The 25349-nt window shown below is 61.4% G+C and carries 22 protein-coding genes; 17 read left to right on the top strand and 5 right to left on the bottom strand.

Features of this window, described 5'->3' with window-relative positions; genetic code table 11:
• The first annotated feature begins 47 nt into the window (after positions 1 to 47).
• From AAFU51_02295 to AAFU51_02220, 16 genes are all read left to right on the top strand, one after another.
• Positions 48 to 1094, top strand: a complete 1047-nt coding sequence (locus AAFU51_02295) for a glycosyltransferase family 4 protein (GenBank protein MEO1570078.1) — start codon at positions 48 to 50, stop codon at positions 1092 to 1094.
• Positions 1095 to 1197: 103 nt separating this feature from the next.
• On the top strand, positions 1198 to 2631 hold the full coding sequence (locus tag AAFU51_02290) for an MBOAT family O-acyltransferase (protein MEO1570077.1): 1434 nt from the start codon (positions 1198 to 1200) through the stop codon (positions 2629 to 2631).
• Between the two features lie 4 nt (positions 2632 to 2635).
• Positions 2636 to 3610 carry a hypothetical protein gene (locus AAFU51_02285; GenBank protein ID MEO1570076.1) on the top strand — a complete coding sequence of 325 codons (975 nt, stop codon included), beginning with the start codon at positions 2636 to 2638 and terminating at the stop codon, positions 3608 to 3610.
• 643 nt (positions 3611 to 4253) lie between these two features.
• On the top strand, positions 4254 to 5609 hold the full coding sequence (locus tag AAFU51_02280; GenBank protein ID MEO1570075.1) for a hypothetical protein: 1356 nt from the start codon (positions 4254 to 4256) through the stop codon (positions 5607 to 5609).
• A gap of 14 nt (positions 5610 to 5623) precedes the next feature.
• A complete protein-coding gene (locus AAFU51_02275; protein ID MEO1570074.1) occupies positions 5624 to 6544 on the top strand; it encodes a sulfotransferase in 921 nt (306 codons plus the stop codon).
• Positions 6545 to 6601: 57 nt separating this feature from the next.
• Positions 6602 to 7510, top strand: a complete 909-nt coding sequence (locus AAFU51_02270) for a glycosyltransferase family 2 protein (GenBank protein MEO1570073.1) — start codon at positions 6602 to 6604, stop codon at positions 7508 to 7510.
• Positions 7511 to 7527: 17 nt separating this feature from the next.
• A complete protein-coding gene (locus tag AAFU51_02265) occupies positions 7528 to 8478 on the top strand; it encodes a sulfotransferase (GenBank protein ID MEO1570072.1) in 951 nt (316 codons plus the stop codon).
• A 21-nt stretch (positions 8479 to 8499) separates the two neighbouring features.
• Positions 8500 to 9669 (top strand): hypothetical protein, encoded by a 1170-nt coding sequence (locus AAFU51_02260; protein MEO1570071.1) that lies wholly within the window; start codon positions 8500 to 8502, stop codon positions 9667 to 9669.
• Positions 9666 to 10799, top strand: coding sequence for a glycosyltransferase family 1 protein (locus AAFU51_02255; protein MEO1570070.1), 1134 nt, complete (start codon positions 9666 to 9668; stop codon positions 10797 to 10799). The genes AAFU51_02260 and AAFU51_02255 overlap by 4 nt, the downstream gene beginning before the upstream one ends.
• On the top strand, positions 10796 to 11641 hold the full coding sequence (locus AAFU51_02250; GenBank protein ID MEO1570069.1) for a sulfotransferase domain-containing protein: 846 nt from the start codon (positions 10796 to 10798) through the stop codon (positions 11639 to 11641). The genes AAFU51_02255 and AAFU51_02250 overlap by 4 nt, the downstream gene beginning before the upstream one ends.
• Positions 11642 to 11685: 44 nt before the next feature.
• Positions 11686 to 12852: a glycosyltransferase family 4 protein gene (locus AAFU51_02245; GenBank protein ID MEO1570068.1), complete on the top strand. Its 1167-nt coding sequence runs from the start codon at positions 11686 to 11688 to the stop codon at positions 12850 to 12852.
• A gap of 35 nt (positions 12853 to 12887) precedes the next feature.
• Entirely contained in the window at positions 12888 to 13805 is a 918-nt protein-coding gene (locus AAFU51_02240; protein ID MEO1570067.1) for a sulfotransferase, read from the top strand.
• A gap of 104 nt (positions 13806 to 13909) precedes the next feature.
• Positions 13910 to 14782 carry a hypothetical protein gene (locus tag AAFU51_02235; protein MEO1570066.1) on the top strand — a complete coding sequence of 291 codons (873 nt, stop codon included), beginning with the start codon at positions 13910 to 13912 and terminating at the stop codon, positions 14780 to 14782.
• 59 nt (positions 14783 to 14841) lie between these two features.
• Entirely contained in the window at positions 14842 to 15759 is a 918-nt protein-coding gene (locus AAFU51_02230) for a sulfotransferase (GenBank protein ID MEO1570065.1), read from the top strand.
• Between the two features lie 71 nt (positions 15760 to 15830).
• The gene (locus tag AAFU51_02225) at positions 15831 to 16607 is read left to right on the top strand and encodes a sulfotransferase domain-containing protein (protein MEO1570064.1); all 777 of its coding nucleotides are present in this window, start codon (positions 15831 to 15833) and stop codon (positions 16605 to 16607) included.
• Between the two features lie 44 nt (positions 16608 to 16651).
• A complete protein-coding gene (locus AAFU51_02220) occupies positions 16652 to 17848 on the top strand; it encodes a glycosyltransferase family 4 protein (protein ID MEO1570063.1) in 1197 nt (398 codons plus the stop codon).
• On the opposite strand, the gene AAFU51_02215 is transcribed toward AAFU51_02220, so the two are convergent.
• From AAFU51_02215 to hrpB, 5 genes are all read right to left on the bottom strand, one after another.
• Positions 17770 to 18366 (bottom strand): hypothetical protein, encoded by a 597-nt coding sequence (locus AAFU51_02215; protein ID MEO1570062.1) that lies wholly within the window; start codon positions 18364 to 18366, stop codon positions 17770 to 17772. The genes AAFU51_02220 and AAFU51_02215 overlap by 79 nt on opposite strands.
• Positions 18363 to 18917 (bottom strand): archaeosortase/exosortase family protein, encoded by a 555-nt coding sequence (locus tag AAFU51_02210; GenBank protein MEO1570061.1) that lies wholly within the window; start codon positions 18915 to 18917, stop codon positions 18363 to 18365. Before AAFU51_02210 ends, AAFU51_02215 begins: the two co-directional genes overlap by 4 nt.
• A 121-nt stretch (positions 18918 to 19038) precedes the next feature.
• Positions 19039 to 19851 (bottom strand): endonuclease/exonuclease/phosphatase family protein, encoded by an 813-nt coding sequence (locus AAFU51_02205; GenBank protein MEO1570060.1) that lies wholly within the window; start codon positions 19849 to 19851, stop codon positions 19039 to 19041.
• A gap of 103 nt (positions 19852 to 19954) precedes the next feature.
• Positions 19955 to 21184 carry a mechanosensitive ion channel family protein gene (locus AAFU51_02200; GenBank protein ID MEO1570059.1) on the bottom strand — a complete coding sequence of 410 codons (1230 nt, stop codon included), beginning with the start codon at positions 21182 to 21184 and terminating at the stop codon, positions 19955 to 19957.
• 247 nt (positions 21185 to 21431) lie between these two features.
• On the bottom strand, positions 21432 to 23993 hold the full coding sequence (hrpB, locus tag AAFU51_02195; GenBank protein MEO1570058.1) for an ATP-dependent helicase HrpB: 2562 nt from the start codon (positions 23991 to 23993) through the stop codon (positions 21432 to 21434).
• 149 nt (positions 23994 to 24142) lie between these two features.
• Between hrpB and AAFU51_02190 the strand changes: the two genes are divergently transcribed.
• Positions 24143 to 25318, top strand: coding sequence for a DNA polymerase III subunit delta' (locus AAFU51_02190; protein ID MEO1570057.1), 1176 nt, complete (start codon positions 24143 to 24145; stop codon positions 25316 to 25318).
• The last annotated feature ends 31 nt before the right edge of the window (positions 25319 to 25349 follow it).

Raw genomic sequence — 25349 nt, 5'->3', positions numbered from 1 at the left:
ACCGGGCTTGGGACGCTAGCTTCGTCGACGACGGGTGTGTGTCGCTCGTGCCTGACGAGGTAGACCGGAAGCGGCAAGCGCAGGCGTTTGTCGCATGGTGTCAGGAGCAGAACGTAGACGCGGTCATGCCGATCAACAGCGTGCCCATTCTATCGGCGCTACCTCACCTACCTCCAGAGGTGCGCATCGTCTCGCGCTGTGCGAACGCGTTCGATCACGGCTACAAGATCACCATGTCTGCCCACGAGCGACTCGCTCGGATTGTAGCCACGACGCCTCGTCACGTTCGGGACTTGACCGAGCGATACGGTGCCGACCCCGATCAGATCGTCCTCATACCACACGGCATTGACCCGACGCCTTTACATCAGGCGTTGGCACACAGACAGCCAACTGACGTGTTGCGCATCGCCTTTCTGGGGCGGCTGGAGCACAACCAGAAAGGAGTGATGTTCATACCGGGCATTGTCCGTGCCCTGGCGGAGCAGGGTGTAGCCTTTCGTCTGTCGATCGCCGGGGAGGGGACGCACCGAGAAGAAGTGGAGGTGGCCATGGACGAGCAGGTAGCCGCGGGCGCGGTTCGCTTTCTGGGCCGGCTCGCCCCCGATGATGTGCCCGGCTACCTGGCGCAGCACGATGCCTTCCTGTTTCCCTCGCGGTTTGAAGGATTCGGGTTTGCCCTTATCGAGGCCATGATGGCAGGCTGCGTGCCTGTCGCCTCGCACCTCGAAGGGATCACGAACTTCATCATTGAAGACGGTGTCACGGGCTATTTGTGCGAAGTGGGTGACCAGGACGCCTTTGCTGCCCGTTTCGAGTCCCTGCATCGTGACCGGGACACCTTGGCGAGCATGCAGCGCGAGACGGCCCAGCATGCCACGAAGCGGTTCTCACACACACGCATGGCCCAGGACTATGGCGCCGTGCTCGATGCGGTCGTGGGGGAGCCCACACACGGACTTGCGGCCAAGTCCTGGCAGGCGTTTCAGGTGGATCCTGCGTTCGCGAAGACCTGGCGGCGCCACGTGCCACCTGCGCTCAAACGCATCGTACGGCGCACGCTTTTCCGCCTCAAGCTCTCCGATCGCTACTAATGAGGGCGATGCTATTTCCCATCGTAGGAAAGGATGACTACGGTTGCGTGGGGACAGGACCCTTCGTTTGGCCGCTTCGCTGAAGCAGTGCACATCCCACCGCATGCTGTTTAACTCCCTGGCGTTTGCCCTATTCCTCCCCCTTGTCTTCGGACTCTATTGGGGCCTCCAACGCCGACCCCTTTGGGCTCAGAACACGCTTCTCCTCGCTTCCAGCTACGTGTTCTACGGCTGGTGGGATTGGCGATTCCTCGGTCTCATCGTCATCTCCTCGGCCGTCGACTACCTAGTTGGCGTCCAACTGGGGAAGGCTGGACGCTCCGAGCGCTCCAGGCGGTTGCTTCTGACGCTAAGCGTGGCTGTCAACCTCGGCATCCTCGGCTTCTTCAAGTACTTCAACTTCTTTATTGAGTCCTTGGCTATAGGACTCAGCTCGATCGGTCTTGAGCCAAACCTGCCGCTACTTCGCGTCATTCTCCCCGTCGGAATTTCGTTCTACACGTTCCAGACGATGAGTTACACCATCGACGTCTACCGGCGTCAGATGGAGCCTACGCGTGATGCGCTCGCGTTCTTTGCATACGTGTCGTTCTTCCCGCAACTCGTAGCTGGGCCCATCGAGCGTGCTAAATCACTGCTCCCGCAGTTCCTAGTCCGGCGGCAGTTTGACTGGGCCGAAGCAAAGGACGGAGCACGGCACATGCTCTGGGGCCTCTTCAAGAAAGTCGTCATCGCAGACAATCTGGCCCCCTACGTGGATGCCGTATACGGGTCATGGGCGACCGCTTCTGGTGCCGAGCTCTTTCTGGGAACGCTCTTTTTCGCGCTCCAGATCTACTGTGACTTTTCCGGCTACTCGGATATCGCGATCGGATGCGCGCGCCTCTTCGGGTTTCGCCTCATGCGCAACTTCGCGTATCCCTATTTCTCGCGCGACATCGGCGAGTTTTGGCGGCGGTGGCATATCTCCTTGTCGTCGTGGTTCCGCGACTACGTCTATATCCCGTTGGGGGGAAGCCGAACGGGTTCGCGCGCGCATCACTTATTCAACCTCATCGCGACGTTTACTATATCTGGGTTTTGGCATGGCGCCAACTGGACCTTTGTAGTCTGGGGGTTTCTGAATGGGCTCTATTATCTCCCTCTCGTGCTTTCAGGGAGAAACAAGCAACACATGGGGACCGTGGCCGAAGGCCGTCTGCTGCCGTCGCTGCGGGAAATACGCAAGATGCTCGGCACCTTTGGGTTGGCTCTTCTCGCCTGGGTCTTCTTTCGTGCGGAAAGTGTCGGCGCGGCCCTAAGCATCATCACGGGCACGTTCAGCCGATCATGGCTCGACACAGGTGGCCTTGCTTGGGGGCTCATCTACGTCGTGGTTGTCCTCGTGGCTGAATGGTTCCAACGCGATAAAGAGCACTTTCTCCAGGTTGCCCATCTTTCGCGCGTGCAACGTTGGGTGCTCTACTACGCTGTTGTAACAGCCATTGTCTTCTTCCGCCAGGAGAACGCTGCGTCCTTCATCTACTTCCAGTTCTGAGTTTATGGCCTCTAAAGATTGGCGTTCACGTAACATGGAACCAGACCATTCCGAGTCCTCCCGGCGTGCGCGTGCGTTTGCCCTGCGCGCAACTTTGTTTTTTTTGCCACTCGTCTGTTGGGTTGGGTTGGGGCTTGTCACGTTCGCAAATACTGACTTCTATCCGTACCAAGTACTTCAGGCACATCAGGAAGCGAAACTCGTGGAGAATGATGAAGTGGAAGTGGTACTTCTCGGCGATAGCTCATTGGGAAATGCCATCGACGCTCAGCTGTTCTTAGATACAACCGGCCGTGAAACAGTTAGCCTTGCTCTGAATGGGCTCTATGGATATGCAGGTTCGTACAACATGCTGAGACGGGCGCTGGCCGTCTTCCCCAACCTGGAGCATGCCGTGGTAATTAATACTCCAGACATGATGAGCCGTCCTCCCTCACAGCGCGGATGGCTTCTGACGTTGGAATCTCCGCAGGCGCTGCTGGATGTTGGCTGGCAAGGCACCAGTGCTGCCCTTGCCGAACTACTCCGTATGGCTGCTGAGAAGGAGACCATGGCGTATTTACCCAAACGTATTGCGGGACAAACGCTAGACCCCAGTACGGTGCTAGAAAACGACTACATTCGCCAGGGGGAGCGGAAGCGACCACCTCAGGTTGAAGACTGGACTCAGCGCACGGTGCACCCGGGTAAAGCCAACCATCTACGTGCGCTCGTTACGCTCGCTGCACAAAACGGCGTACACGTCACTTACGCGCACGGTCCCCTTTGGGCCGAACAGCTTGCGGCTTCCACGGATTACCTGGATGCGGCGGAACGAGAAATACAGGACACTGGCGTGACGCTTGTCAGTTGGCGCCCTAGCATCGAGACTCAGGATTTAGGCAACACGACAGACCATGTTGCACCCGCCCACAAAGAAGCAATGACTCTCCAGTACGCGTCCCACTTGCGTGCGGTACTCCATCGCTCGAACGAATAGCGACAGAGGGAACGGACTTGCGTGAGCTAGTTGGAGCAGATATGTCGATGACGGGGCTCTTTCAAGGCTGTTGAAGAGTCTAAGCCTTGAGTAGGCATAAATCGAAGAACTACAGCGTGGATGTCCCAAGAGTCGCTCTCGTAGAAGCTATTACGAACTTTCCCTTCGTCTAGAGCTTCCCCTGTCATTTGTGCGAAGTTGGATACCCTCCGTACTCGATAAAGCGCAGATTCCTTGCGTAAGCCCGCGGTACTAGCCAGACGGACGTAGAGAGCACGGACACTCGAACCGATGGCTAGCTACCCATGAGCATGCCCCACGACTCTGTCACGTTCATGCGATAACTAATGTATTCTGGCGCTTCGATCCGTTCCGTAGGACCCGTAGGATGTCTTTCGCCGTCTTGCTCACACGTTCGCCTAGTCGGCTCAAGTACGGTACCTCCGGAAGTAATCAGATGCTTGCACTGATCAGTATGATTACGTTCAGAACCGATCGTAGGTAGGGAATAATGAGAGGAAGACAGCCTTCTAGAGGATGGGGGTTTGGTGCCCAGTCGCCAGGCTTAGCTGTAGGAAGTGGTGTATTGAGTAGAAGGGCTATTGCGGGAAGGAGCTTAGATGCACCTACTCGAACACTGTTCGTGGTTCTCTTTTTGCTATTCGCAATTCCCTATGCAGGTAGGCCTCCGCTCTATGTAGTCGATATTCTTCTCGCAGGGTTATGGATATGGCTGTTCGCCTTCTCTCCTGAGACGAAAAAGTACTTGAGACCAATCTCCGGCGGACTTAAGTGGATGGTTTCGATCATCGCTTACCTGCTCTTTGTCTCAACAGTTCATGAGATGCTATCGCTTAGGATTTACGAAGCATCGATTTATATGGCGGGGAGGTATTTTTTGGCAATGAGTCTAGTATTGCTTGTGCCAGTGTTAATTCGCAAGATTGGTGATCTATACAAAGTTTCTGTCATAGTAGTGTCTGCTGCGGTACTCACTGCTGTTTTTGCTGCTCTATTTTCGCTCCCGGGATTTAGTTTTGTCAGAGAGTTTTACGCGTCTCCCAGTATTTTTTTTCCAGGTCGATCTGCATTGCTAAATGATACGCATGTGTTTACAGACGAGTACGTAGATAGAGCGTCGGCATTAGTGGGTGGTGCGAACATTGTAGCTTGCTGGCTTACTATTTCGGTCAGCTTTGTATTCGTGTGGCTCAGGCGTGCGCGGAGTTCGCTAGGAAAAATCGCAGCATTGTCATTAATCGGTCTGATCTGCTTTGCGTCACTATTGACATATAGTAGAATTGCTTTCGTAGGTCTCGGGTTTGTTGCTCTATTCTCTGTCATTTTTGGAGGTAGAGAAGCTCGAATTCTAATACCACTGCTTTTTTTTGGGGCCTTCGTATTTATCACCAGCTTTGCCAGTGGATCGTCAAAATTCAACTTCGCCTATACATTCTCTAAATTCCAGGTATCATTTAGTGATCCTGGATCTGCGGTCACGGATCAGGCTAGAATCATATCATATACCTATACATTCCCTTTTTTAGTTGATAATCCTGAATATTTTTTTGTGGGACAAGGTGTGGGCGGGGACTCTGCGGTACGGTATGCTGGTAAGTCAAAGGACGACTTGGTGCTTAATTTTAACGATGGAAGAGTGCATTCTGTATTTGCAAAAGGAACTTATAACCTTGGTTTTATAGGTACGATGGCGCTTTTCATGGTCTACTTCAGGTCACTTTTTGTGCTGTTTCGCTCCTTGAGAGTTGCTTTGAGGCTAAGGTGGAGAGAGCGAGATGTCTTCGCGGCATTATTAATCTCTGCTTCTGCACTGTTGCCGTTCATGATCGTGGGTCACGTCTTCATCTCGCAGCCGATGGGATTCGCCATGATCTTTTTGTTCGCAGGACTGGCAGAAGCTGTTTCGATCATGACGAAACAGCGTGTCCAGACTTTGCTTGATTTCAAGTCTGCGGCCGTATATCGTACTCGTCTTTAGCCCCCACTTTTGAAGTGATTGCAGAGCACATCGTCATCCTGTTGTCGGACAAGCGTTCGGGCTCGACCATCTTTCAGAAAGAGTTGTGCAAACACCCGAAGGTGCGTCATGTATCCGCATCGAGACACACCTACAATGAGACTCAGCATTGGCTCAAGGCAGCGTCGTTGCTGGATGTCCCAAGTCCTATGTTTCTAGCTGGGACACCGTACTATCCCGCTGCGACGGCACGCCAGTACATCTCGGATGTGATTGAGGCAAACGTCCCTGACTTTGACACACGGTGCTCCGACAGGGCACTCGTTTTCGACGGCTGGGAAGCTTTGGCCGACTCTGCCGGTAGTTCGGTGTTCTTCGAGAAGTCACCTCACCACTTGAGCAATTGGGCATCGCTCGCGGTGCTGCTCGAATGGATCGAGATGACCGACCGGAAAGTGTCGATCCTTGGACTCGTGCGAAATCCAATGGCGGTCCTTCACTCCGCTTGGAAACGCTTCGGCTCTGACCCGGGTGAGCGACAGTTTGCGTGGAGTCAGACGTACCTAAACTGGCTCGCCTTCAAGCAACTGGTGCCTTCTGAGGCCGTACTTGAATTGAATTATGAGTCGATCATCGAGAAACCACGTGAGACCTTCGAGCACGTATGCGCCCACATCGGCATAGAGTCCCATAGCGATCTCGGGAGCAGCATTCGCTCCGATACCACCGACAAGTGGAGAAACGATACCAAATTTGTATTGCAGATTGACCCCTACGTTGCACAGGTGGCATCGCGTTTTGGATACAGCGCAGACGCGCTACAGAACCCCCCCAAGCCAGCGCTTTCATGGTCAGAACGAATACTTTCTCCAGCGGTAGCTAGCATGCGGCTAAAGCGGATCCAATGGATGAACCGAAGAGTGCGTCCTGCATTCCGTCGTCTGATGAATAGATAATCCAGTGAACTGGCTGGCTTGATGGATCATAAACTGAACACGCCAAAACTTGGTGTCGTGGCAATTGCCTACAACGAAGAGCGCGACCTGCCCGGTTTTCTGTCGCACCTATTGCCGTGGGTGGACGAGATCGTCATCGTGGACGACGGGTCGACGGATGCGACCGCCCGGCTTGCTGACGAGGCGGGGGCGAAGGTGACATTTCTGCAGTCGCCGCGCAACGAGAGGGAGTACTACAGCGACCAGCGCAACAAGGGCATCGATGCCGCGCAGTCGGACTGGCTGCTGCACATGGACATCGACGAGCGGGTGCCGCCTGCGCTCGCGCACGAGATCTTGCAAGCGATTCGCGACCCTGGGTTCGACGGCTACCGCTTCCGACGTCTGAACTTCATGCTACATCGTCCGATGCGGGGCGGGGGGCTTCAGAACTGGAACCTCGTCCACCTGGCCCGCCGCTCGCTCTTCCGCTTCGGTGGGAAGATGCACGAGACGTGCCTGCTCGACGCGCCGCCCGAGCGGGTCGGGCAACTCCGCGAGCGAATCTGGCACCTGAACGAGATCAGCTACGAGAAGCGGCTGAAGAAGAGCTGGACCTACTCAGCCATCCGCTGCGAAGACATTTTGGAGTCAGGGCGGCGCGTGCGTTGGTACGACCTCCTCCTGCGTCCGATGGAGCGAGCGCTCGCCAAGTACTTCTGGCACGGCGGCTGGCGCGACGGGACGATGGGGCTGCTTTACGCGCTGCATTGCTTCGACGCCACCTTCCGGTCCTGGACACTCGCGTGGGATGCCCAGAACGCAATCCCCCGTACCCAACTGGACGACGAGATCATGGACCTTTGGGCACGCGACGGGACAGACCTGGTGCCCAGCACGGCGACCGCCCGTACGGCTGTGGAGAACGCCGCTGCGGACGAGCCACAGGAACGCACCACCGCACCTGCTGCTTCTCCGGCTGAATGACGGCGACGCCCCAGTCCATGCGGCCGATTTTCATCGGTGGATGTCAGCGGAGCGGAACCACGCTGCTCGGCGCGTTGCTCGGCGGGGCGGCCGAAACCGTAACCGTACCTGAAGCCCCCTTCAAGTTGGGAGCCCTGCAGCGTGGCGCGAGGCCGGGGGCCCGTCTCGCAGATGTGGTGACGTACATCGGGGCACAGGACCGCTACCAGATTTGGGGCGCTGCTCCGACCGCCGACCTTCTCGCTCGCATCCCGTCTGAGAACGGGTCGGAAGCTCCGGCACACACGCTCGGGCGAACGGCGCTCGACCTCGTCATTCGCGCCTATGCTGAGGAGCAGGGCGCGGGTGACGCGCAGTGGTGGGTAGACCACACCCCTGAAAACCTGCATCAAGCCATGCGCCTGCGCGCGGCGTACCCTGAGGCGCGCTTCGTGCACGTGGTGCGTGACGGGCGCGCAGCGACCGCATCGGTGCTCAAGTTGGATTGGGGGCCGCACGACGTGCTCGCGGCGAGCCGCTGGTGGGTCGAGGCCGTCGCGCATGGCTTGGCGGCCGAGGCCGCGCTGGGGGCCGTCCGCGTCCGCTACGAAGACCTCGTCCGTGATCCGGACCACACGTTGCAGACGCTGTGCGCTCAGATCGGCGTGCTCTTCAGCGCAGGGATGACCGAGGGGCAAGGCTTCGAGGTGCCCACCTACACGCAGGGGCAGCACCGCCTCGTGGGCGGACGCCCGGACCCGTCCCGCATCGACGCCTGGCGCTCGGCGCTGACTGAACGCGAGATCGCGCTCTTCGAGCGAAAGGCGGGGGGCCTGCTCGCGCTCCTCGGCTATGCGCCTGTGCACGAAGCGACGGCTCCGGGGCCGTCGGTCGCCGAACGTCTCCGATTCGGGGTGCTCAGTCGGCTGAAGTTCGTCCGAGGGCGCCGCGCACAACAACGACGGCTCCGGGTCGCTGCTGCCTCTTAGTTGTCTCGTAGCTGCCCTGCCATGCACGTTCTTTTTCATCGCACCACGCCCTGGAAGGCTCCGATTCGCGGGAGCACCAACATCTTCGCTCAGCTGTTCGCCGAAGACGGGTATGCGGTGACGTACATGGAAGGCACCGCGCATCTCGGCCACGTCGTGAAGCGCAACCGCTATGGCCGCTCGTGGAAGCAGGGGCCGCGCCGGGAGGACGATGCCTGGGTATTCACGCCGCTCACCCCGATCCCATTTATGGGCACGGGCACGTTCGCTACGCCCGAAGCGGCCGATCGAAGCTATCGGAGTGCGTCGGGCGCGATCCGCAAGGCCGTTGAGCAAGGCGGCCAGGGCAGTCCAGACGTGCTCTGGGTGGCGCGGCCTGGTGCCAGTGCGCTCAAGGCCATCTTTCCTGACGCGCTCCTGGCCGTGCAGGTGGTGGACTACTACCCTGCATTCGGGGGCGCGCACATGCAAGCGCTCGAACGGCAGGACTATGCCCGTGCTGATGTGCTCTTCTCCATTGGGCACGCCTTAACACGCTACCTCACGGACGAACTGAGCGTACCGGCCTCAAAAATTGTGACGTTGGGGCAGGGCGTGTTCAACGAGCGCTTTGAAGTAGCCGGCGCTGAGCCATCAGATCTTGATGGGCTACCTCATCCGCGGGCAGTCTGGGTTGGTTGGACTGATAAGGTTGACGCGGCACTCTTCGAGGAGACGGCGCGTGTCCTGGGTGAGCAGGGGGGGAGCGTAGTCCTGATCGGCGGGATCACAGACTGGGCGCGTGCCTACGCGGACCGGCATCCTCACGTACGCTTGCTGGGGCCTCGCCCCCCTGAAGAAACGCCCGCGCTGCTCGTCCGCTGCGACATTGGGTTGATGCTGTACGACCAAAACCGCCAGGCCATCTACCGTGGGCAGCACCCGCTCAAGTTGTACGAGTACGCGGCGGCGGGCCTCGGCATCGTCTCGACGCCACACGATGAGTTCGCTACGTTGCAGCCGCCTGTTGTCACGGTAGAACGGGCCGACCAGATCGGTGCGGCGCTCCAGCCGCTCCTCGCGCCGACATCAGACCGCCGAGAGGCACAGCGCGCGTTTGCGCGAAGCCATGATTGGCAGCGCGTCTACGAGCGAGCCCGAGACGCCCTTATGAGTGTTGGTCGCCGGGTCCGAGCGGAGGTACGTTTATGAGTGCTCGAATTGCATATTTCAGCGACGCACTGCTCAAGCGGAAACAGTACGGACTCAGCCGATACGCGTGGTCGTTGCTGTATGAACTCCGGGCGCTTGGTTCAGACATTTTCCCTGTCGCAGCGCAGAGTGAGCTAGCACCAGGAGACCTTAGGGCCGTAGAGGAGCGCTATGATCTGGAGCGCATTCCAGGAACACGACGGCTTGTGGCAGGCGCGTGGAGCTATCTAGGCTGGCCAGCCTTGGAGCGTTTTACAAGCGAGTTCGATGTGCTCCATAATGTGGAGTTGAGCTACGTGGTACCGACGAATCGACCCTGGATCACAACCGTGCACGACATTGGCCCGCTGACGCACCCAGGGTGGTTCGGGGCAAGTCGATTGGGGCTGAAAAAGAAAGCGCTAGCTTTTGCCGCAAAGAGGGCAGACGTGATCATTGCCGTCTCGGAAGCGACGGCTGATGCCATTCACAGCTATACGGACGGTGCAGTCGGCGACCGACTGCGCGTCATCCCAGAAGGCGTAAACGCCAGAGACTTCGCCCAAGCACCAGCGATCACTGATGCTGGAATCGAGGCAATGAAGGGCGTGGACGCGCCTTTCTTCCTATGGACTGGTTCGAAGCTGAACCCGCGTAAAAATCTTCTGCGGGTGATCGAAGCGTTCGAACAACTTGACGCGCTCCCTCACTACCTCGTCATCGCTGGTGGTGTAGGGTGGGACTCGGAAGACTTGCTCAAGCGTGTTGAAGCGTCGCCCAAAGCCGCGCGTATCGTCCGGACTGGGTATGTCTCAGATGAGCAACTGAGAGCGCTCTACCACGCCGCCGAGGCTTTTCTCTACGTTTCACTTATGGAGGGTTTTGGGCTGCCTATTTTGGAAGCTATGGCCTCAGGTTGCCCCGTCGTCACCTCGAATTGCTCGTCGATGCCAGAAGTCGCTGGTGACGCCGCTTTACTGGTAGACCCCTACAGCGTTCAGGACATCGCGGAGGCAGCACACTCCATCGCCACGCAACCGACTCTTCAGAGCGATCTCGTCCGGAGAGGTCGTGAGCGTGTCGCTCTCTTCGATTGGAGCACGTGCGCGAGTCGCACAGCAGAACTCTACACCTCAGTCAGCCGCAAATGAATCCAGCGAAACGTCTCGTCGGCTCGTTATACGAGCGCTTTCGACGCCATCGGGCAGATACTACGGTGGTGTCGTATCCCAAATCCGGACGCACGTGGCTTCGGCTGCTGCTCGGGCGTGTTCTCGTCACGCAATACGGACTTGAAGAGGCGGCAGCGGCGGATCCAGACCTCATGCTTCGTGTCTACAAGCTGAGCGAACGCAATGACGCGATCCCGAGTGTCTACTTTTCGCATGACGACAAGCCGCACGCAAAGCCGACTGCAGAGATTGAGCGTGACAAGCGAGCCTTTTACGAAGGCGGGACTGTTTTCCTGTACCGGGACCCTCGTGATGTGGCGGTTTCCCAATACTTCTCGCTCACAAAGCGAAGCGAGGAAGGGTACAAGGGGTCTATCTCCGATTTTGTAAGGGACCAGGATTTCGGCCCGCGCAACCACATCGAGTATTTGAATGTGTGGGCTGAGCAGCGAGGCTTTATGGAGCGTGTCCGCTTTGTCAGCTATGAAGAACTCCAAGCTGACACCGAGAGCGTCGTGGAAAGCCTTCTCGACTTCATCGGGGTTGAAAGCACCTCTCCTGGCATCGTCCGGTCGGCTGTAGAGTTCTCGTCGTTTGACAACATGCGGAAAATGGAGTCGGGCGGTGTGTTCAGCAGTGGGATGCTTACGCCGAAAGACCAGCAGGACAAAGCGACCTACAAGACCCGCCGAGGCGTAGTTGGTGGCTATGTGGACTACCTCAATGCCGAGGATCTGGCCTACCTAGAGCAACTGATTCGTGAGACGCTTCACGAGAGCTACGATTCGTACCACTACGCCACCTCTGAATCAGAGGGCTAGCTGACAGGTTTAGCTCGACGGAGATTCCAGTCTGCTGCACTGACATGGTCATTCTGTTCGCATCATTGCGCGGTCCTACGCACGAGGCGCGTCGCGGCGGAGCCCAGGACTATCTGCGGTTCGTCGCGGGCCCGTGGGCGAAGGCTGGGCATCGCGTGCGCGTCCTGTGTGGATTCGAGCGCCTCTCCGACGGCACGCCGCTCCCCAAGACGGAGCACGTCGACGGGATCGAGGTCGAGCGTGTTGGAACGGGAGGGCGCAACGTCCGCGCGCTGCGGAACGCCGTGCGAGAGGCGGCACGCACTGCCGACCTCGTCATCGAAAACATCATGGGGTTCCCGCTCCTCTTGCCGTGGGGCTGGCCTTCCGACACGCCGCTGGTGGCCATCAAACACCATTTCCAGGGGGCCACCTTTTTCCGAAGCCAGGGCCGACTTCGCGGCTTGGTTGGGCGCACGCTCGAAGACGTCGCTCAGCCTTTGGTCTACCGCCGCGTGCCGATGGTCGTCCCGAGCACCATGACCGCCACGCACATCGAGAACCAGTGGGTTCGCCATCGGGCTCCGCTGGAGGTCATTCCACCAGGTATCCCGCAGCCAGCCAGCACCACCCCTACAAGAGCAAGCGCGCCAACCATTCTCTACGTCGGTGGCCTGCACCTGGCCCGCAAGCGCGTGGACCACTTGCTCGGTGCGTTCAACGCCGTCCGCGAAGCTGTGCCTGAGGCGCAGCTCTGGATCGCGGGAGACGGCCCCGACCGGACGAGGCTAGAGGCTGAAGCAGGGCCCGGCGTCACCTTCTTCGGCTTCGTCTCCGAAGAAGAGAAGGCTCGCCTCTACGAGCAAGCGTGGGTGTTCGCGTCCCCCTCGCTGCAGGAAGGGTTTGGCATCACCTGGGTGGAAGCGAATTCCTACGGTCTGCCGGTCATCGGCTACGAGATCGCTGGGCTACACACCGTCGACGAGTCGTGCGCGCTCATGGTCGAGCCGGGCGACCACGTGGCGCTCGCGGCTGGGCTGGAGCGCGTGCTGACCGACGCCTCATTCCGTGCTACCCTCGCCGAGGGGGGGCGGCAAAACGCGAAACGGTTCTCCTGGGCCCGCACGAGCGACGAAGTGCTCGCCTTTGCCATGTCAGCCACAGGGCTGCGGTTGCAGAACGAAGCGCCGGTGGCCCAACTCCCGTCTACCCTATCACTCTCGAACAGCTAATCATTTCGACTCTCGCTCCGAGTGGTGGTCTTTGTATGGCATCGGTCCTTCACAAAATAGCTCGACGTCTGAATCAGTCCGAGGAACCCGATGTGGTGGTCAAAGCCCAAGGGAAAAAGCCGCCTGGGGTTCGGTTAGGCTGGTTCCGCAGGGCTTCAGCGCCGCTAAGAACACTGCCAGGCGCCGTTGTGATTGGCGTTCAGAAGGGCGGAACGACTTCGCTTTATCGGTATCTCATTCGGCACCCTCATGTGATGTGGCCAAAGAAGAAAGAGATGCACTTCTTTGACCGGCGATATGCTGAGGGCTTGGACTGGTACCGTGCGCATTTTCCAACGCGAGCCTGGCAACGCATCCGCGAGGTAACGACAGGACAGCGGCACCTTGTCATCGAGGCTACGCCAGGCTATGTGTTCCATCCGTGGAGCGCGGACTTGCTGGCCAAGACGCTCCCCAACGCGCGGCTCGTGCTCATGCTGCGCAACCCCGTCGATCGCGCGTATTCGCATTACAAGATGATGGTGCGGCGCGAAGAAGAGCCACGCTCGTTCGGCGAAGTCATCGAAGATGAGTTCGCCCACATCGACGAGCACCGTGCGTTTATCGCCTCACAGCCTATCGAAAAGTGGGGGCGCAATGCGCGCAAGAAATTTTACCTGGCTCGCGGGCTATACGCCGAGCAACTTGCGCCTTGGCTGGAGCAGTTCGACCGCGAGCAGCTATACATCATGTCTAGTGATTCCTTCTACCAGGATACGCCTGGACGCTTCCGAGACGTGATCGCGTTCCTTGGGCTCGACGCGTGGGAGCCTCCGAAATACACCGTATGGGGCAAGGCGGCAACTGACCGGATGGACCCTGAGGTGCGGCAGGCGCTCGCGGAATACTACCGGGCACCGAACGAGAAACTGTTTGCCCTCCTTGGTGAGGACTACGGCTGGAATTCGCCGTAACTCATCGGGTATCCGTACATAAGGGCCCGAATATAGAGCATCTCGATCTCTGGTCCGTCCAGCATCGACCCCTCGCAAATCTGCGGTCGACCGTGCCGCCTCCTATGGCTTCTCTCGAATCCTCGTCCTCCGCGCAGCCCGCGCCCATCCCGGTGATCTACACGATTGCCAACGGGCGGAGCGGGAGTACGCTGCTCGGCCAACTGCTCGGTAACCACCCTAGCATCTTCAACGCGGGCGAGGTCTACAACTACCGTCCGTTCTTCCTACGCGGCGCTGAAGACCCGACGCGCCTGTGCGCCTGCGGGGAGCCGCTCCGGGACTGCCCCTTTTGGAAGGCCATCCGCGCTCGGCTCACCGATGGCGGCTTCGATCCGTATATCGACCTCAAGGACCGCGACCGCTTCGAGGCCCACAACTACGCGCTCTTTTCGGCGCTGCTTGCGGAGAGCAGCACGGGTGTCGTGATGGATAGCTCGAAACGAGACTACCGCTTGAGGTTGCTTGCAGCATCGGAGCGCTTTCAGGTTACAATCGTGCATCTCACCCGCGATCCGAGAGCCTACGGTTACAGCGTACTCAACTCTCCTAAGCGAGGCGAGGTACCATCAAGCCGGTATTATTCGAAGTTGACCCGTTGGACGGCGAAGAACCTCGGCGTTCACTTGCGCTATCGCCAGCATCCACGGTACGTCCAAGTGCGCTACGAGGACCTTGCCGAGAACCCTGAAGAGCAACGTTGTCGCATTTTGGCAAAAGCGGGTCTTACCACAGAAAAGGCAAGCGATGACGTGACGGCTTCTATCTATCACGACTTTTCTGGCAACCAACGAACACGAGATCGCCCCCACAAGAAGGTGCGGAAAGACACACGTTACCTTGAGCACCTGACCCCGCTCCAGTGGCGGGTCGGGAGTTGGCTGACCGCCCCTGCGCGTCCGCTTTTCGGGTACGAGAACAGTCGACCGACCGTCTAAAGGCGAAGCCCAGAGCGCCCAGCCTTCTGCTCCATCTCTCTTCGAACGTGCCAGCCTTCATGCACGACCTCGTTTCCTCCCCCGACGTCCAGCCTGCAGCCACCCCCGCACCGTCCGCGGACGAGCGCGTGATTCCGCTGATCTACGTCGTGTGCAAAGGGCGTAGTGGAAGCACGCTCACAGCTCTTTTGATGTCGGCAAACTCCCGGATCATCGGTGCTGGTGAGGTCGAGTCGTTTCACAAACGGTTCTCCAAGCCGGGCCACCGGCGGTGCACTTGCGGCGAAGCGCTCGATGCGTGCCCGTTTTGGGCTGACGTACAGGAGGGACTTGAAGCTAGACTTGGGGAAAGAGTCCCAAAGTTTCGTGTAGACGACGATGCTACGTTCCTGCGGAATAACGAGGCGTTCTTCGCGTCGATCCAGGACACGGCACCGACGAGCATCCTTCTGGACAAGTCGAAGAAACCGGGGCGGCTGGATCGGCTGCTTACGTCCAAGAAGCTCGACATCACCATCGTGCACGTAGTACGAGATGTGCGCGCCGTGGCGTACAGCTTCCAGCAGCGGGGCGAGCGCAAGGACCGCACCGATGAATTGCGGTACAACTTCCTCAAGAACATCGCGCGGTGGGCGTGGCTCAACAGCTGGATCACGCTGCGCTACCGCCGCCACCCGCGCTACCTGCGCGTCCGCTACGAAGACCTCGTCGCTGACCCCGAAAAGCACGTCCGCGCGCTGATGGCCCACGTCGGCGTCCCGTTCGAGGACTCGCAGATGGACTTCGGCAAGGCCGAGCAGCACGCCTTCTCGGGCAACCGGATGCGGCTCCAGAACGCCGACGGCATCCGCCCAGATACGAAGTACATCGAGCAGCTTCCCCGATGGAAGTGGTGGGTCGGCACGCTGCTTGCCTTCCCGGTGCTTCGGTACTTCGGCTATCCCATTGCCCGTCCAGACGTAGCATCCCGCGCATGAGCGTGCACGCATTCCCTTCCGTGCTCGGAGTTGGGCCCCAACGCACCGGCTCGACCTGGTTGCATGAGCAATTGAGCCAGCATCCCGCGTTGTGCTTCCCGCACAACGTCAAGGAGACGTTCTTCTTCGACCGCTACTATGGTCGCGGTTTCGACTGGTATGCCTGGCACTTCGGTCACGCAGCCGCGGAGCAGGTGCCCGTGGAAATCGGGCCCACCTATTTCGACGACGAGGCCGTTCCGGAGCGCGTCTATGAGGCCAACCCCGATTGCCGGATCATCGTGACGCTCAGAGAGCCGGTGGCTCGTGCACGGTCGCTCTACCAGCACCATCTACGCAAAGGCCGGGTGTCGGGCAGCTTCTCCGATGCTGTTGAGCAGATGCCTCGGATATTGACAGCCGGCCATTACGCCGAACACGTCGAGCGTTGGATCTCGTTGTTCGGCCGCGACCACCTCCACATCGTTCTGTTGGATGATATCCGACAGACACCGGTCGAAGCCCTCTCGGGCGTTTGCGACTTCTTGGGCATACCGGTACTCGCGCCTACGGAGCAGGCGTTCGCGAAAACCAACGCAGCGTCGATGCCTCGCTTCCCCTGGCTCGCTGCGCAAGCCGCTCGTGCGGTCACCGCGCTCCGAAGCCGCCGATTCCACCGCCTCGTGGAGTGGGGCAAGGCACTCGGCCTCAACCGGGTGTACCAAGGCAACGACGCGCTGCCCCAACTCACCACCCAGGAGACGGAGCGCGTCCAAGACCAATTTGCCCCCGATGTCGAGTACGTCGAGCGGCTCACCGGTCGCCCGCTTCCTCACTGGACCCACGCTCGCCCAGCCGCAACGGCCTAGCCGCCCCTTCAGCCGCCAACCCCCTCCTTCGCACACACGTCGGTATGCGCATTGTTCTGTTTGCCAACTCGGATTGGTATCTCTACAACTTTCGTCTTCCCTTGGCGCACCACCTCAGGTCGCTTGGTCACGAGGTGGTCCTGCTTTCGCCCCCGGGCGAGTTCGCGGAGCGGTTCGAGACCGAAGGGTATGCGTGGCACGCCGTTGAGATGTGCCGCCGCGGCCTCAACCCGATCGAGGAAGTCCGCACAGTGCGGCAACTCCGGCAACTCTACGCCGAGATCAAGCCGGACCTCGTCCATCACTTCACGCTCAAGAGCGTCGTTTACGGGTCGCTCGCGGCGCGTCGGTCTGGCGTGCCCGGTGTTGTCAATGCGGTGACCGGGCTCGGTTACGTCTACACCGATGACAGCGTGAAGGCGCGCGCGATCCGGGTCGTGCTGACTAACCTGTGCCGCGCGGCTCTGAAAGGGACGGAAGTCATTTTCCAAAACCCCGACGACGCTGGCATTTTCGTCGAGGCGGGCCTCGTGCCCGAGGACCAGTGCCACTTGATCTATGGCTCTGGGGTTGACACCGAGCGCTTTGTCACCCAGCCTGAGGAGGCGGGGACGCCTACCGTGATGCTGGCCTCGCGCATGCTCTGGGGCAAAGGCGTCGGCGACTTCGTCGAGGCCGGGCGGCTGCTCCGCGACCGCAATGTCGCGGTTCGGATGCGGCTCGTTGGCCCAGCCGACCCCGACAATCACGCGGCGGTTCCTGAGGCTACGCTCCGTGCATGGAATGAGGAAGGGGCCGTTGAGTGGCTCGGCTTCCGCGAGGACATGGACGACCTGCTTCGCCAGAGCCATATCGTCTGCCTGCCGTCGCAGTATGGCGAGGGCGTGCCGCGCATCCTGATCGAGGCGGCGGCCTCCGGTCGACCACTCATCAGCACCAACCGTCCTGGCTGCCGGGAGATCGTCCATCACGGGACCAACGGCTTAGTCGTGCCTCCGGAAGACCCCGAAGCGCTCGCGGACGCCATCGAAACGCTGGTGACCCATGCCCAGCAGCGGCTTCAGTTCGGAGCGGCGGGCCGAGAGCTGGTCGAAGCGCAGTTTTCAGAACGCCAAGTCCTCCGCGAGACGCTCAAGGTCTACGCGGACGCGCACCCAGACTTTCAGGTATCGCTCGCTGTGGACGAGGGCTTCGGTGGCGACGGTGCTGCGGAGCCGGTATCGCTCTCCGTTACATCCTGAGGGGCCGGCTCTGGCGAGGGGGGCTGGCCTACATGGCCGGTCAGCACGAGGAGCGGGAAGCCGATGCTCACGGTCCGGAGCACGTAGGCTTCTACGAAACGCTGCGCATCGAAGCCCCAGTTGGCCCAGCCGTAGCCGATCGTGAAGCCGGCGAGCCCCACAAGGCTGAGCGCGACCACGAGCCCGCCGTGTACGAGCCAGTACGGCCGCCGCGGCGCGTGCGCGATCAGGAGCGCCGCGGGAGCCCAGAAATAGAGGCCCCCGGGGGCATAGTACTGCACGTTGTGCAACGACGGTAGGCGCACGACAGGCTTCTCAGGAACCAGCGTAAGTGCAAACTCAAGCGCGCGGGGCGTGTCAATCAGCGATAGCAGCGGGCCAATGATTCCGTGGATGAGGCCCACTCGGATGGGGCGCCCGACCAGGAAGTAGGCTACTACGAAGCCTGCGGCCAGCGCAAGGCGGGGGAGCCAGTGTCGCAGCCACGAGCGAGTCGTTGTGCGTTCTGGTACGTTCAACTCGATGCCGGAGTCAAGGCCGCAGGTGGAGGTTGCGGGGGCTTCGAGGTGGGCAACTCGTCGCCAAGACGCGCCCATACGACCCAGAGCACGAAGACGACGGCGTAGAAGAACGTCGAGATGCCGAAGCTGTGCAGCACATCGAACGCAGCGGGCCAGTGTACCTGCACGAGCGCGAGCGCGGCAACACGCAGGATGTTGGCGAGCAGTACCACCCCGATGCCGAGCGGGATAAACCAGAGGCGCCGCTTCCACGATCCCGGGAACGCCAGCACGAAGCCGACGAAGAGCCCGATGGTGGTAAGCCCGTTGCAGCCATCGGCTACCTCGACGCCGACACCGCCTTCGAGCCGGACCACGCGCCCGGCCTGCACCACGGCAGCGCCGAAGAGATCGAGGATGCCGGCCGAAGCAGCGGCAACCCGGTAAGAGAGCCACGCATCGAGCCGACCGTCGGGCAGCAACCACAGGTCGTAGACAACGAACCACACGGCGAAGACGCCAAGCAGGATCGCGAAGAAGCGGAGCAGGGGGGCGTTGCGCTTGAGCATCGGAGGCGTCGGGTTGGGTCGAAAGCTACATCCACATGCGCTGCGCCCGCGCGTGTTCGCGCCGATTCTGCAGAGCGTTTGCGGGGCGCGCTCGCCAGCTTAGCAGGGTGCGCTCGCCAGCTTACAGGACAAGGTCACCCACGACGGGCAGGTGATCCGAGGCCATCTTTGCGGCGGCCGTACTCACGGTACGCAGGTTGAGAAGCTGAGCGCCTCGGGCATAGATCCGGTCGAGCGCGAGCATCGGGCCGGACGAGGGGTAGCTCGGCGGCCAGCGCAGGTTGTGATGGCGGGTCTCGAAGGCCGCCGCGAGTCTGCGCGACGCTGCACCGCGCCGCCGCCAAGCATTGAGGTCGCCCATCAGCACCGTCGGCCCTTGCAGACTCGGGTGCGAGAGCAGAGCCTCGACCTGACGCTTGCGTGTGCGATCGATGAGCGCGAGGTGGGTCGCGGCGAAGGCCAAGGGAGTCGGAGCGTCCAACTCGACGGCCACGGCGACGCGCTGCTCGAAGCGGCTAAACGAGAGGTCTACGGCGAGCGCATCGTCGAAGGCCCACCGGGAGAGTAGTGCGTTGCCTAAGACCCCGTTGCGGTGCTGGCGCGAGGCAACAAAGGCGACATGGTAGCCCAGCGCATCGGCCAAATGCGGGAGAGGGTCTTCGTGGTGGGTTGGGCGGAGGACTTCCTGTAGCCCGATCACGTCGGCGTCCAACGAGGCGATCAGGGCGACCGCGCGCTCCGGAAGCCAGGCATCGCCCCCGCGCGGTCCCGTCCAACGGTGGACGTTGTAGGTGGCAATCTGGAGCGTGTCCCACAACGGCGGGGCAGAGCGGTCGGGGAGCGCTCGCACTTCCGCAGCGTAGGTCGGCGGCGGTTCGCGGTGCGAGACGTTGGGCTTCCAGAACGCACGAACGTGCGGGGGACGGCGGGTCAAGACCGGCTCCATGAACGATGAGAGGCAGTGGCAGACGGGACTCCGTTGCACAGCCAGAACGATGCCGTGTTTCTCGTCCCGCCAAGATGGAGCAATTCCCGTGCTAGGAATCGATGTCCTCCTCCGAAAACCCGTCTTCGGAATGGTCGTCGTCGTCACCGTCGCCTCGTTCGTCTTCGATCATAGGGCCTACAGGGACGAGTTGGGGGGCGACGACTGTACTGCCATTGAGCGGCTGACCATCGCCGCTGGGGGTGGTTTCGTGGACGTAGATGGTGCGCCCCGTCGAGGCTAAGTGAAGGCCTTCGGCACGTACAAGACGCATCGCTTCGAGGAGGATCGCTTGACGCGCTGCCCGGTAAGGTCGGATCGACGCCGTCTGTGAGTAAGCTTTGCCTTCAACCACGATGCCGTCGTCGCCGATCTCGGCGAGGTAGACGGCTAGCGTCTCTGTGCGCAGTGCCTCTTGGCTTTCCATCGTGGCACGGATGCCGCTGATCACACGCTGAACCTGCGCCGGGGCGGCGTCGAGCGGGAGCTTGACCTCGACCTTCATGCGCCGGCGGTCCCGGGTCGAGAAGTTGATGACTTGGGCGCTGGTGAAGGTGTTGTTCGGGATCGAGATCAGGGCATGGTCGTCGCGGCGGAGGCGCGTCGTGCGGAACCCTACCTCCTCGATTTCGCCCTCCTGATCTCCAATGGCTACCCAGTCGCCGAGCTGGAAGGGTTGGTCGGCGAAGATGACGACCGATCCGAAGAAGTTGGCGACCGTGTCCTGCGCTGCGAGGGCAAGGGCAAGGCCGCCGATGCCGAGGCTGGCGATGAGGCTCGTGACGGAGAAGCCAAGGTGCTGGACGGCCATCACGGAGGCCGTGACCGCCACAAATACCTTCAGCGTCTTCCGCATGAGCGGGACAATCTGGTCGTCCACGCGTGTCTTGGTCGTGTCCGACGCCCGCTCAGCGATCAACGCAACGACATCGATCACCCGAAAGAGCGTCCACACGATGCCGACAATGAGCGCCACTTCGAGGCCCTTGCCTACTAACTCGCTGACGTTGACCGGCTCCGTCGGCAACTGGATGACGGCGGCCGCAACGCGCCACAGGAGAACCTGGGCTACCAGTGCCAAAGGGGCCGGAAGCAGGTTGATGGCCTCGTCGTCCCACTTCCAATGGTTGCCGCGCGAACGCTTCGCGAGGATCGAGAACGTGCTCGCGATCACCTTCCGGCTCAAAAAGCCGAGAAAGATGATGAAGAATGCAGCCACGACCCGCCACGTGCTCACGCCCCAAAGGATCTGGTCGTTGAATACGTTGAGATCGGCAAACATGCCAAACTGATTGAAAATATCCGGGTCCATTGTGGAGGGAAATCGAGTCGATAGGGCGAATGGTGGCGGTTATAGGCGAATGCGTGATCACGTTGCATTGGGGATCACGACACCGACACAAAGGCCTCGAACGACGCCGAAGGGGACCCGCGACCACGCCCTGGGCATCGACGGCAGACGAAAAGCTTCCTCCTGAAATCGACAGGTTAAGGTCTCCTCCGCTTCCAGGCGATGACATTCGGTGCAACTACGAGCGGCGTCGCTTGGCCCGAGCCGTCGGGGTTGCCTCCAAGGGGTTCTCCGGCCAGTGATGCTTGGGATACCGTCCCCGCAGATCTTTGCGCACGTCGAAGTAGCTCGAAGCCCAGAATCCTGCGAGGTCTTGGGTGACCTGGACAGGACGCTGTGCCGGCGAAAGGAGGTGCATCGTCACGGGCACCGTTCCGTCGAGGAGCCTCGGCGTCTCTGTGAGGCCGAAGACTTCCTGGAGCCGTACAGCCAACACGGGGGTCTCCGGCGTGCTGTAATCGAGCGGGCGGGTAGAGCCGCTGGGTACGGTGAGGTGACTCGGCGCGAGGCGATCCAAGGCGGTTCGCTGCTGCCAGTCGAACGGCGTCAGGAGCAACGCCGACAGGTCGAGGGCGCGCACCTCGTCGAGCCGACGGCGTCCAATCAGGTGGGGCCGAAGCCAGGCGTCGAGGGTCTCCAGTAGCGTCGAGTCTGACACGTCTGGCCACTGATCGGGGCGGTGGACGTGGAGGAAACGCAAGCGATCTTGCAGCCCCCGCGCCGACTTCGACCATGGGAGCGCTTGGGGCCCGGCTTCGCGGATGCCGTCCAACAAGGCGTCGGCCACAGCGTCGGGATCGGGTGAGACGAGCGGGCCGTCGGAGAGCACGAGCGCACCCAGCCGCCGCTGCCGTCGCGCGACGACCCGCCCGGCATCCGCACTCCACTCGACGAGGTCCACGGCCTCAATGTGATCGGCGAAGTGTGTCTCGAGGTCAGCTGCGGTCAGCGGGGCTGCCGAGAAGATCTTCGCCGCCCCCCGCCGGTCATCGAGGGCGGCAATGGCGAGATAGGCCGACTCGGAGAGCAACTGGTCGTGCGAGAGGGCCGCCGCGTGTCCCGTCCGCAGTTTGTATCTGTTATTGGAAGCGCGCTGGGCGATACGATCCGGGTAGGCGAGGGCCGTCAGAAGACCCGCAGCCCCGATGCTGTCGTCGGTGTCAGACCGATGAGTTCCTACCAGGCCGATGAGGCGAACCAGGTGATCCGCCTCTTCGCGGATGCGCTGGTCAGCCCCCCGGTCCACGGAGAGTCCGAGCGAAGCAGAGGCGCTGCGCCTTCGTTGGAGGGCGTCTAGGCGAAGCCTGACGTCGGCATCGGCAGTGGCGCCATCACGGGCACGCATGGGGTCGCGCTGACTCAAGAGTGCCGCGACGTTGCAGGCTGTCCGCCCGATGCCGAGCTCACGACCGCGAAGCAGGAGATGACCCAGGCGTGGGTGGAGCCCAAGCCGGCTGATCGCGCGGCCATGCGCGGTCGCGACGCCCTGGGCGTCGAGCGCGCCGAGCTGACGGAGGAGGTCACGCGCTTGAGACAGCGCAGCTCGGGGAGGCGCGTCGAGCCAGTGTAGTGAGTCGGCATCGGGTACGCCCCATACGGCCAGTTCTAGGGCGAGCGGAGCGAGGTCTGCCTCCACGATCTCCGGCGGCGCAAACGGGGCAAGGTGCTGATCGTCGAGCACGCCCCACAGGCGGTAGCACACGCCAGGCTCGGTGCGACCCGCGCGGCCTCGACGCTGATCGGCAGACGCCCGTGAGACGCGCACCGTCTCCAAACTTGTCATGCCCGTCCGAGGCGAAAAACGCGGCGCCCGTGCGTAGCCCCCGTCGATCACGACCCGTACGCCTTCAATTGTCAAGCTCGACTCGGCGATAGGCGTAGCGAGGACGACTTTGCGGGCTCCGACAGGCGCAGGTGCTAGTGCCGCGTCCTGCGCCCGCTGGTCGAGTGTGCCGTAAAGGGGAGCGAGCCGCACGTCCGGCGGTAGGGCACTTGCTCGAAGCAACGACTCCGTGCGTCGGATTTCACCGACGCCTGGCAGAAAGGCGAGTACGCTCCCCGATTCCTCAGAGAGGGCGAGGCGGACGGCGTCAGCGATCCGATCGGGCAGGGTGAGCCAGGCCGGCCGGCGGTCCCGTATGTCCCCAGCGTCGAGGTAGCGTGTCTCGATGGGGAACGCACGTCCGTGGCTAGACACGACCGGCACAGGCGTCTCGCCAGCCTCGGTGAGCATCGCCGCGATGCGCTCCCCGTCGAGCGTGGCGGACATGACGAGAAGGCGGAGGTCGTCCCGTAGCGCCGCCTGCGCTTCGAGCGCGAAGGCAAGGCCAAGGTCAGCCGCCAAGCTGCGCTCGTGGTACTCGTCGAAGATGACACAGCCTACGCCTTCCAGCCCTGGGTCGGACTGGAGCATGCGTGTCAAAATGCCCTCGGTAACGACTTCGATACGTGTGGAGCCTGACACCCGCACGTCGCGGCGGACGCGGTAGCCGACGGTCGTCCCCACTCGCTCGCCCAATGTCTTCGCCATCCGCCGTGCAGCGGCCCGTGCCGCCAGACGACGGGGCTCAAGCATCACGATCCGCTGTTCGCCGAGCCAAGACTCCCTGAGGATCGCGAGCGGCACGCGCGTCGTCTTGCCTGCACCGGGGGGCGCCTGTAGTACGGCGCAGGGGTGCCCGCGAAGCGCACGGAGCAGCTCCGGTAGCACGGCATCGATCGGAAGCGCCGGTAGCGGCATAGGCAAACGTTAGACAGATCGAAGTGAGACAAGCGCGGGCGATTACGAACGGGCGGGGACCCCGTCCCGATCCGTCTCCCTGCTCGCTTTCCAGTACGTTCCATAGCCGCGTACCTTCGGTGGATCTTGCTCACCACCGCCTACCCACTGTGCCTACCGTCCTCGCCCAAGATCGTGCCCTCGGGGTCCTCCGTCGCGCCCTTGCGGCGGACCGCGTGCCGCATGCCTACCTCTTTCATGGGCCCGACGGCACCGGAAAGCGGGCGGCTGCGCTGATGCTCGCCCAAGCCCTCGAGTGCGAGAACCGAGGCCAGACGGTGCCCGCCGACCAGGCGTGCGGGCAGTGCCTCCCCTGCACCAAAGTCGCACGGCTCCTGCACCCGGACGTCAAGGTGTACTTCCCGCGTCCGAAAGATGCGTCTACCGAAGACGTGACGGCCCGGCTCCAGCGGTTGGCCGAGAATCCCTATGCAGAGGTCGACTACCGCCGCCGCCCCAGCCTCGACGACCCCGAGTCGACGTCCAACAAGCAGGCGCTCTACAACGTCGATTTCACGCGAGAGATCATGCGCCAGCAGCGCTACACGCCCGCCGAGGGCAACTACAAGGTCGCGCTCCTCATCGATGTCGACGCAATGAACCAGGAATCGGCGAATGCCTTCTTGAAGCTCCTCGAAGAGCCGCCCCCGCGCACCGTGTTCGTCGGGACGTGCCAGCGCCCCGATCGACTGCTGCCCACGATTCTATCACGATGCCAGCGGCTTCGCTTCGATCCGCTGCCGGCCGCGTCCATCGAACACGCGCTGTGTACCAAGGAGCGCCTCGACGCGCAGCGCGCCTCGTTTCTTGCCCGCCTCGCCGACGGCTCCTACACCCGTGCGTTGACGCTGAACGAGAGCACCGAGCTGGGCGCCCAACGGGCACTCGTCGTGCAGTTCATGCGTAAGGCCTACACCAACAACCCCGCCGAGGTGCTTTCCATCGCTGAGGAGGTGGGCCGGCTTGGCCGCGAACGCGTGAAGGGCTGGCTGTCGTTGCTGCTCACCTGGGTCCGTGACCTCGTGCTCGTGCAAGCTGTTGGGACGCACGCGCCGATCGTAAACGTCGACCAGCGCGAGGCCATCGAAAAGTTCGTTGCATTCGTTCCGAACGCACAGCTTGGTGCCATGACGACGCTCGTCGAGCAAGCCGAAGATCTCGCTGGCCGCAATGTGGCGCTGTCGCTCGTCCTCAACGTGCTGGCAGCAGCCCTTCGGGAGGCCATGCATGGGGGAGCGCGCGTCTCGCTGTTTGCGCCGCTGACCGAGGTACGCGCCGCTGGGTAAGGCAGCGGGTTTCAAGGACGGATGAAAGTGG

This window comes from Bacteroidota bacterium (assembly GCA_039821555.1).
In the GTDB taxonomy this organism is placed as follows: Bacteria; Bacteroidota; Rhodothermia; order Rhodothermales; family Rubricoccaceae; genus JBCBEX01.
The sequence above is the reverse complement of the archived record's forward strand: the minus strand, read 5'-3'. Positions and strand labels throughout refer to the sequence as shown.

What these genes read in the sequence shown, in the direction of transcription:
- AAFU51_02290 (MEO1570077.1), top strand. Translation starts at nt 1,198, where the DNA reads ATGCTGTTTAACTCCCTGGCGTTTGCCCTATTCCTCCCCCTTGTCTTC.
- AAFU51_02285 (MEO1570076.1), top strand. Translation starts at nt 2,636, where the DNA reads ATGGCCTCTAAAGATTGGCGTTCACGTAACATGGAACCAGACCATTCC.
- AAFU51_02265 (MEO1570072.1), top strand. Translation starts at nt 7,528, where the DNA reads ATGCGGCCGATTTTCATCGGTGGATGTCAGCGGAGCGGAACCACGCTG.
- AAFU51_02260 (MEO1570071.1), top strand. Translation starts at nt 8,500, where the DNA reads ATGCACGTTCTTTTTCATCGCACCACGCCCTGGAAGGCTCCGATTCGC.
- AAFU51_02255 (MEO1570070.1), top strand. Translation starts at nt 9,666, where the DNA reads ATGAGTGCTCGAATTGCATATTTCAGCGACGCACTGCTCAAGCGGAAA.
- AAFU51_02250 (MEO1570069.1), top strand. Translation starts at nt 10,796, where the DNA reads ATGAATCCAGCGAAACGTCTCGTCGGCTCGTTATACGAGCGCTTTCGA.
- AAFU51_02245 (MEO1570068.1), top strand. Translation starts at nt 11,686, where the DNA reads ATGGTCATTCTGTTCGCATCATTGCGCGGTCCTACGCACGAGGCGCGT.
- AAFU51_02240 (MEO1570067.1), top strand. Translation starts at nt 12,888, where the DNA reads ATGGCATCGGTCCTTCACAAAATAGCTCGACGTCTGAATCAGTCCGAG.
- AAFU51_02235 (MEO1570066.1), top strand. Translation starts at nt 13,910, where the DNA reads ATGGCTTCTCTCGAATCCTCGTCCTCCGCGCAGCCCGCGCCCATCCCG.
- AAFU51_02230 (MEO1570065.1), top strand. Translation starts at nt 14,842, where the DNA reads ATGCACGACCTCGTTTCCTCCCCCGACGTCCAGCCTGCAGCCACCCCC.
- AAFU51_02220 (MEO1570063.1), top strand. Translation starts at nt 16,652, where the DNA reads ATGCGCATTGTTCTGTTTGCCAACTCGGATTGGTATCTCTACAACTTT.
- AAFU51_02210 (MEO1570061.1), bottom strand. Translation starts at nt 18,917, where the DNA reads ATGCTCAAGCGCAACGCCCCCCTGCTCCGCTTCTTCGCGATCCTGCTT.
- AAFU51_02200 (MEO1570059.1), bottom strand. Translation starts at nt 21,184, where the DNA reads ATGTTTGCCGATCTCAACGTATTCAACGACCAGATCCTTTGGGGCGTG.
- hrpB (MEO1570058.1), bottom strand. Translation starts at nt 23,993, where the DNA reads ATGCCGCTACCGGCGCTTCCGATCGATGCCGTGCTACCGGAGCTGCTC.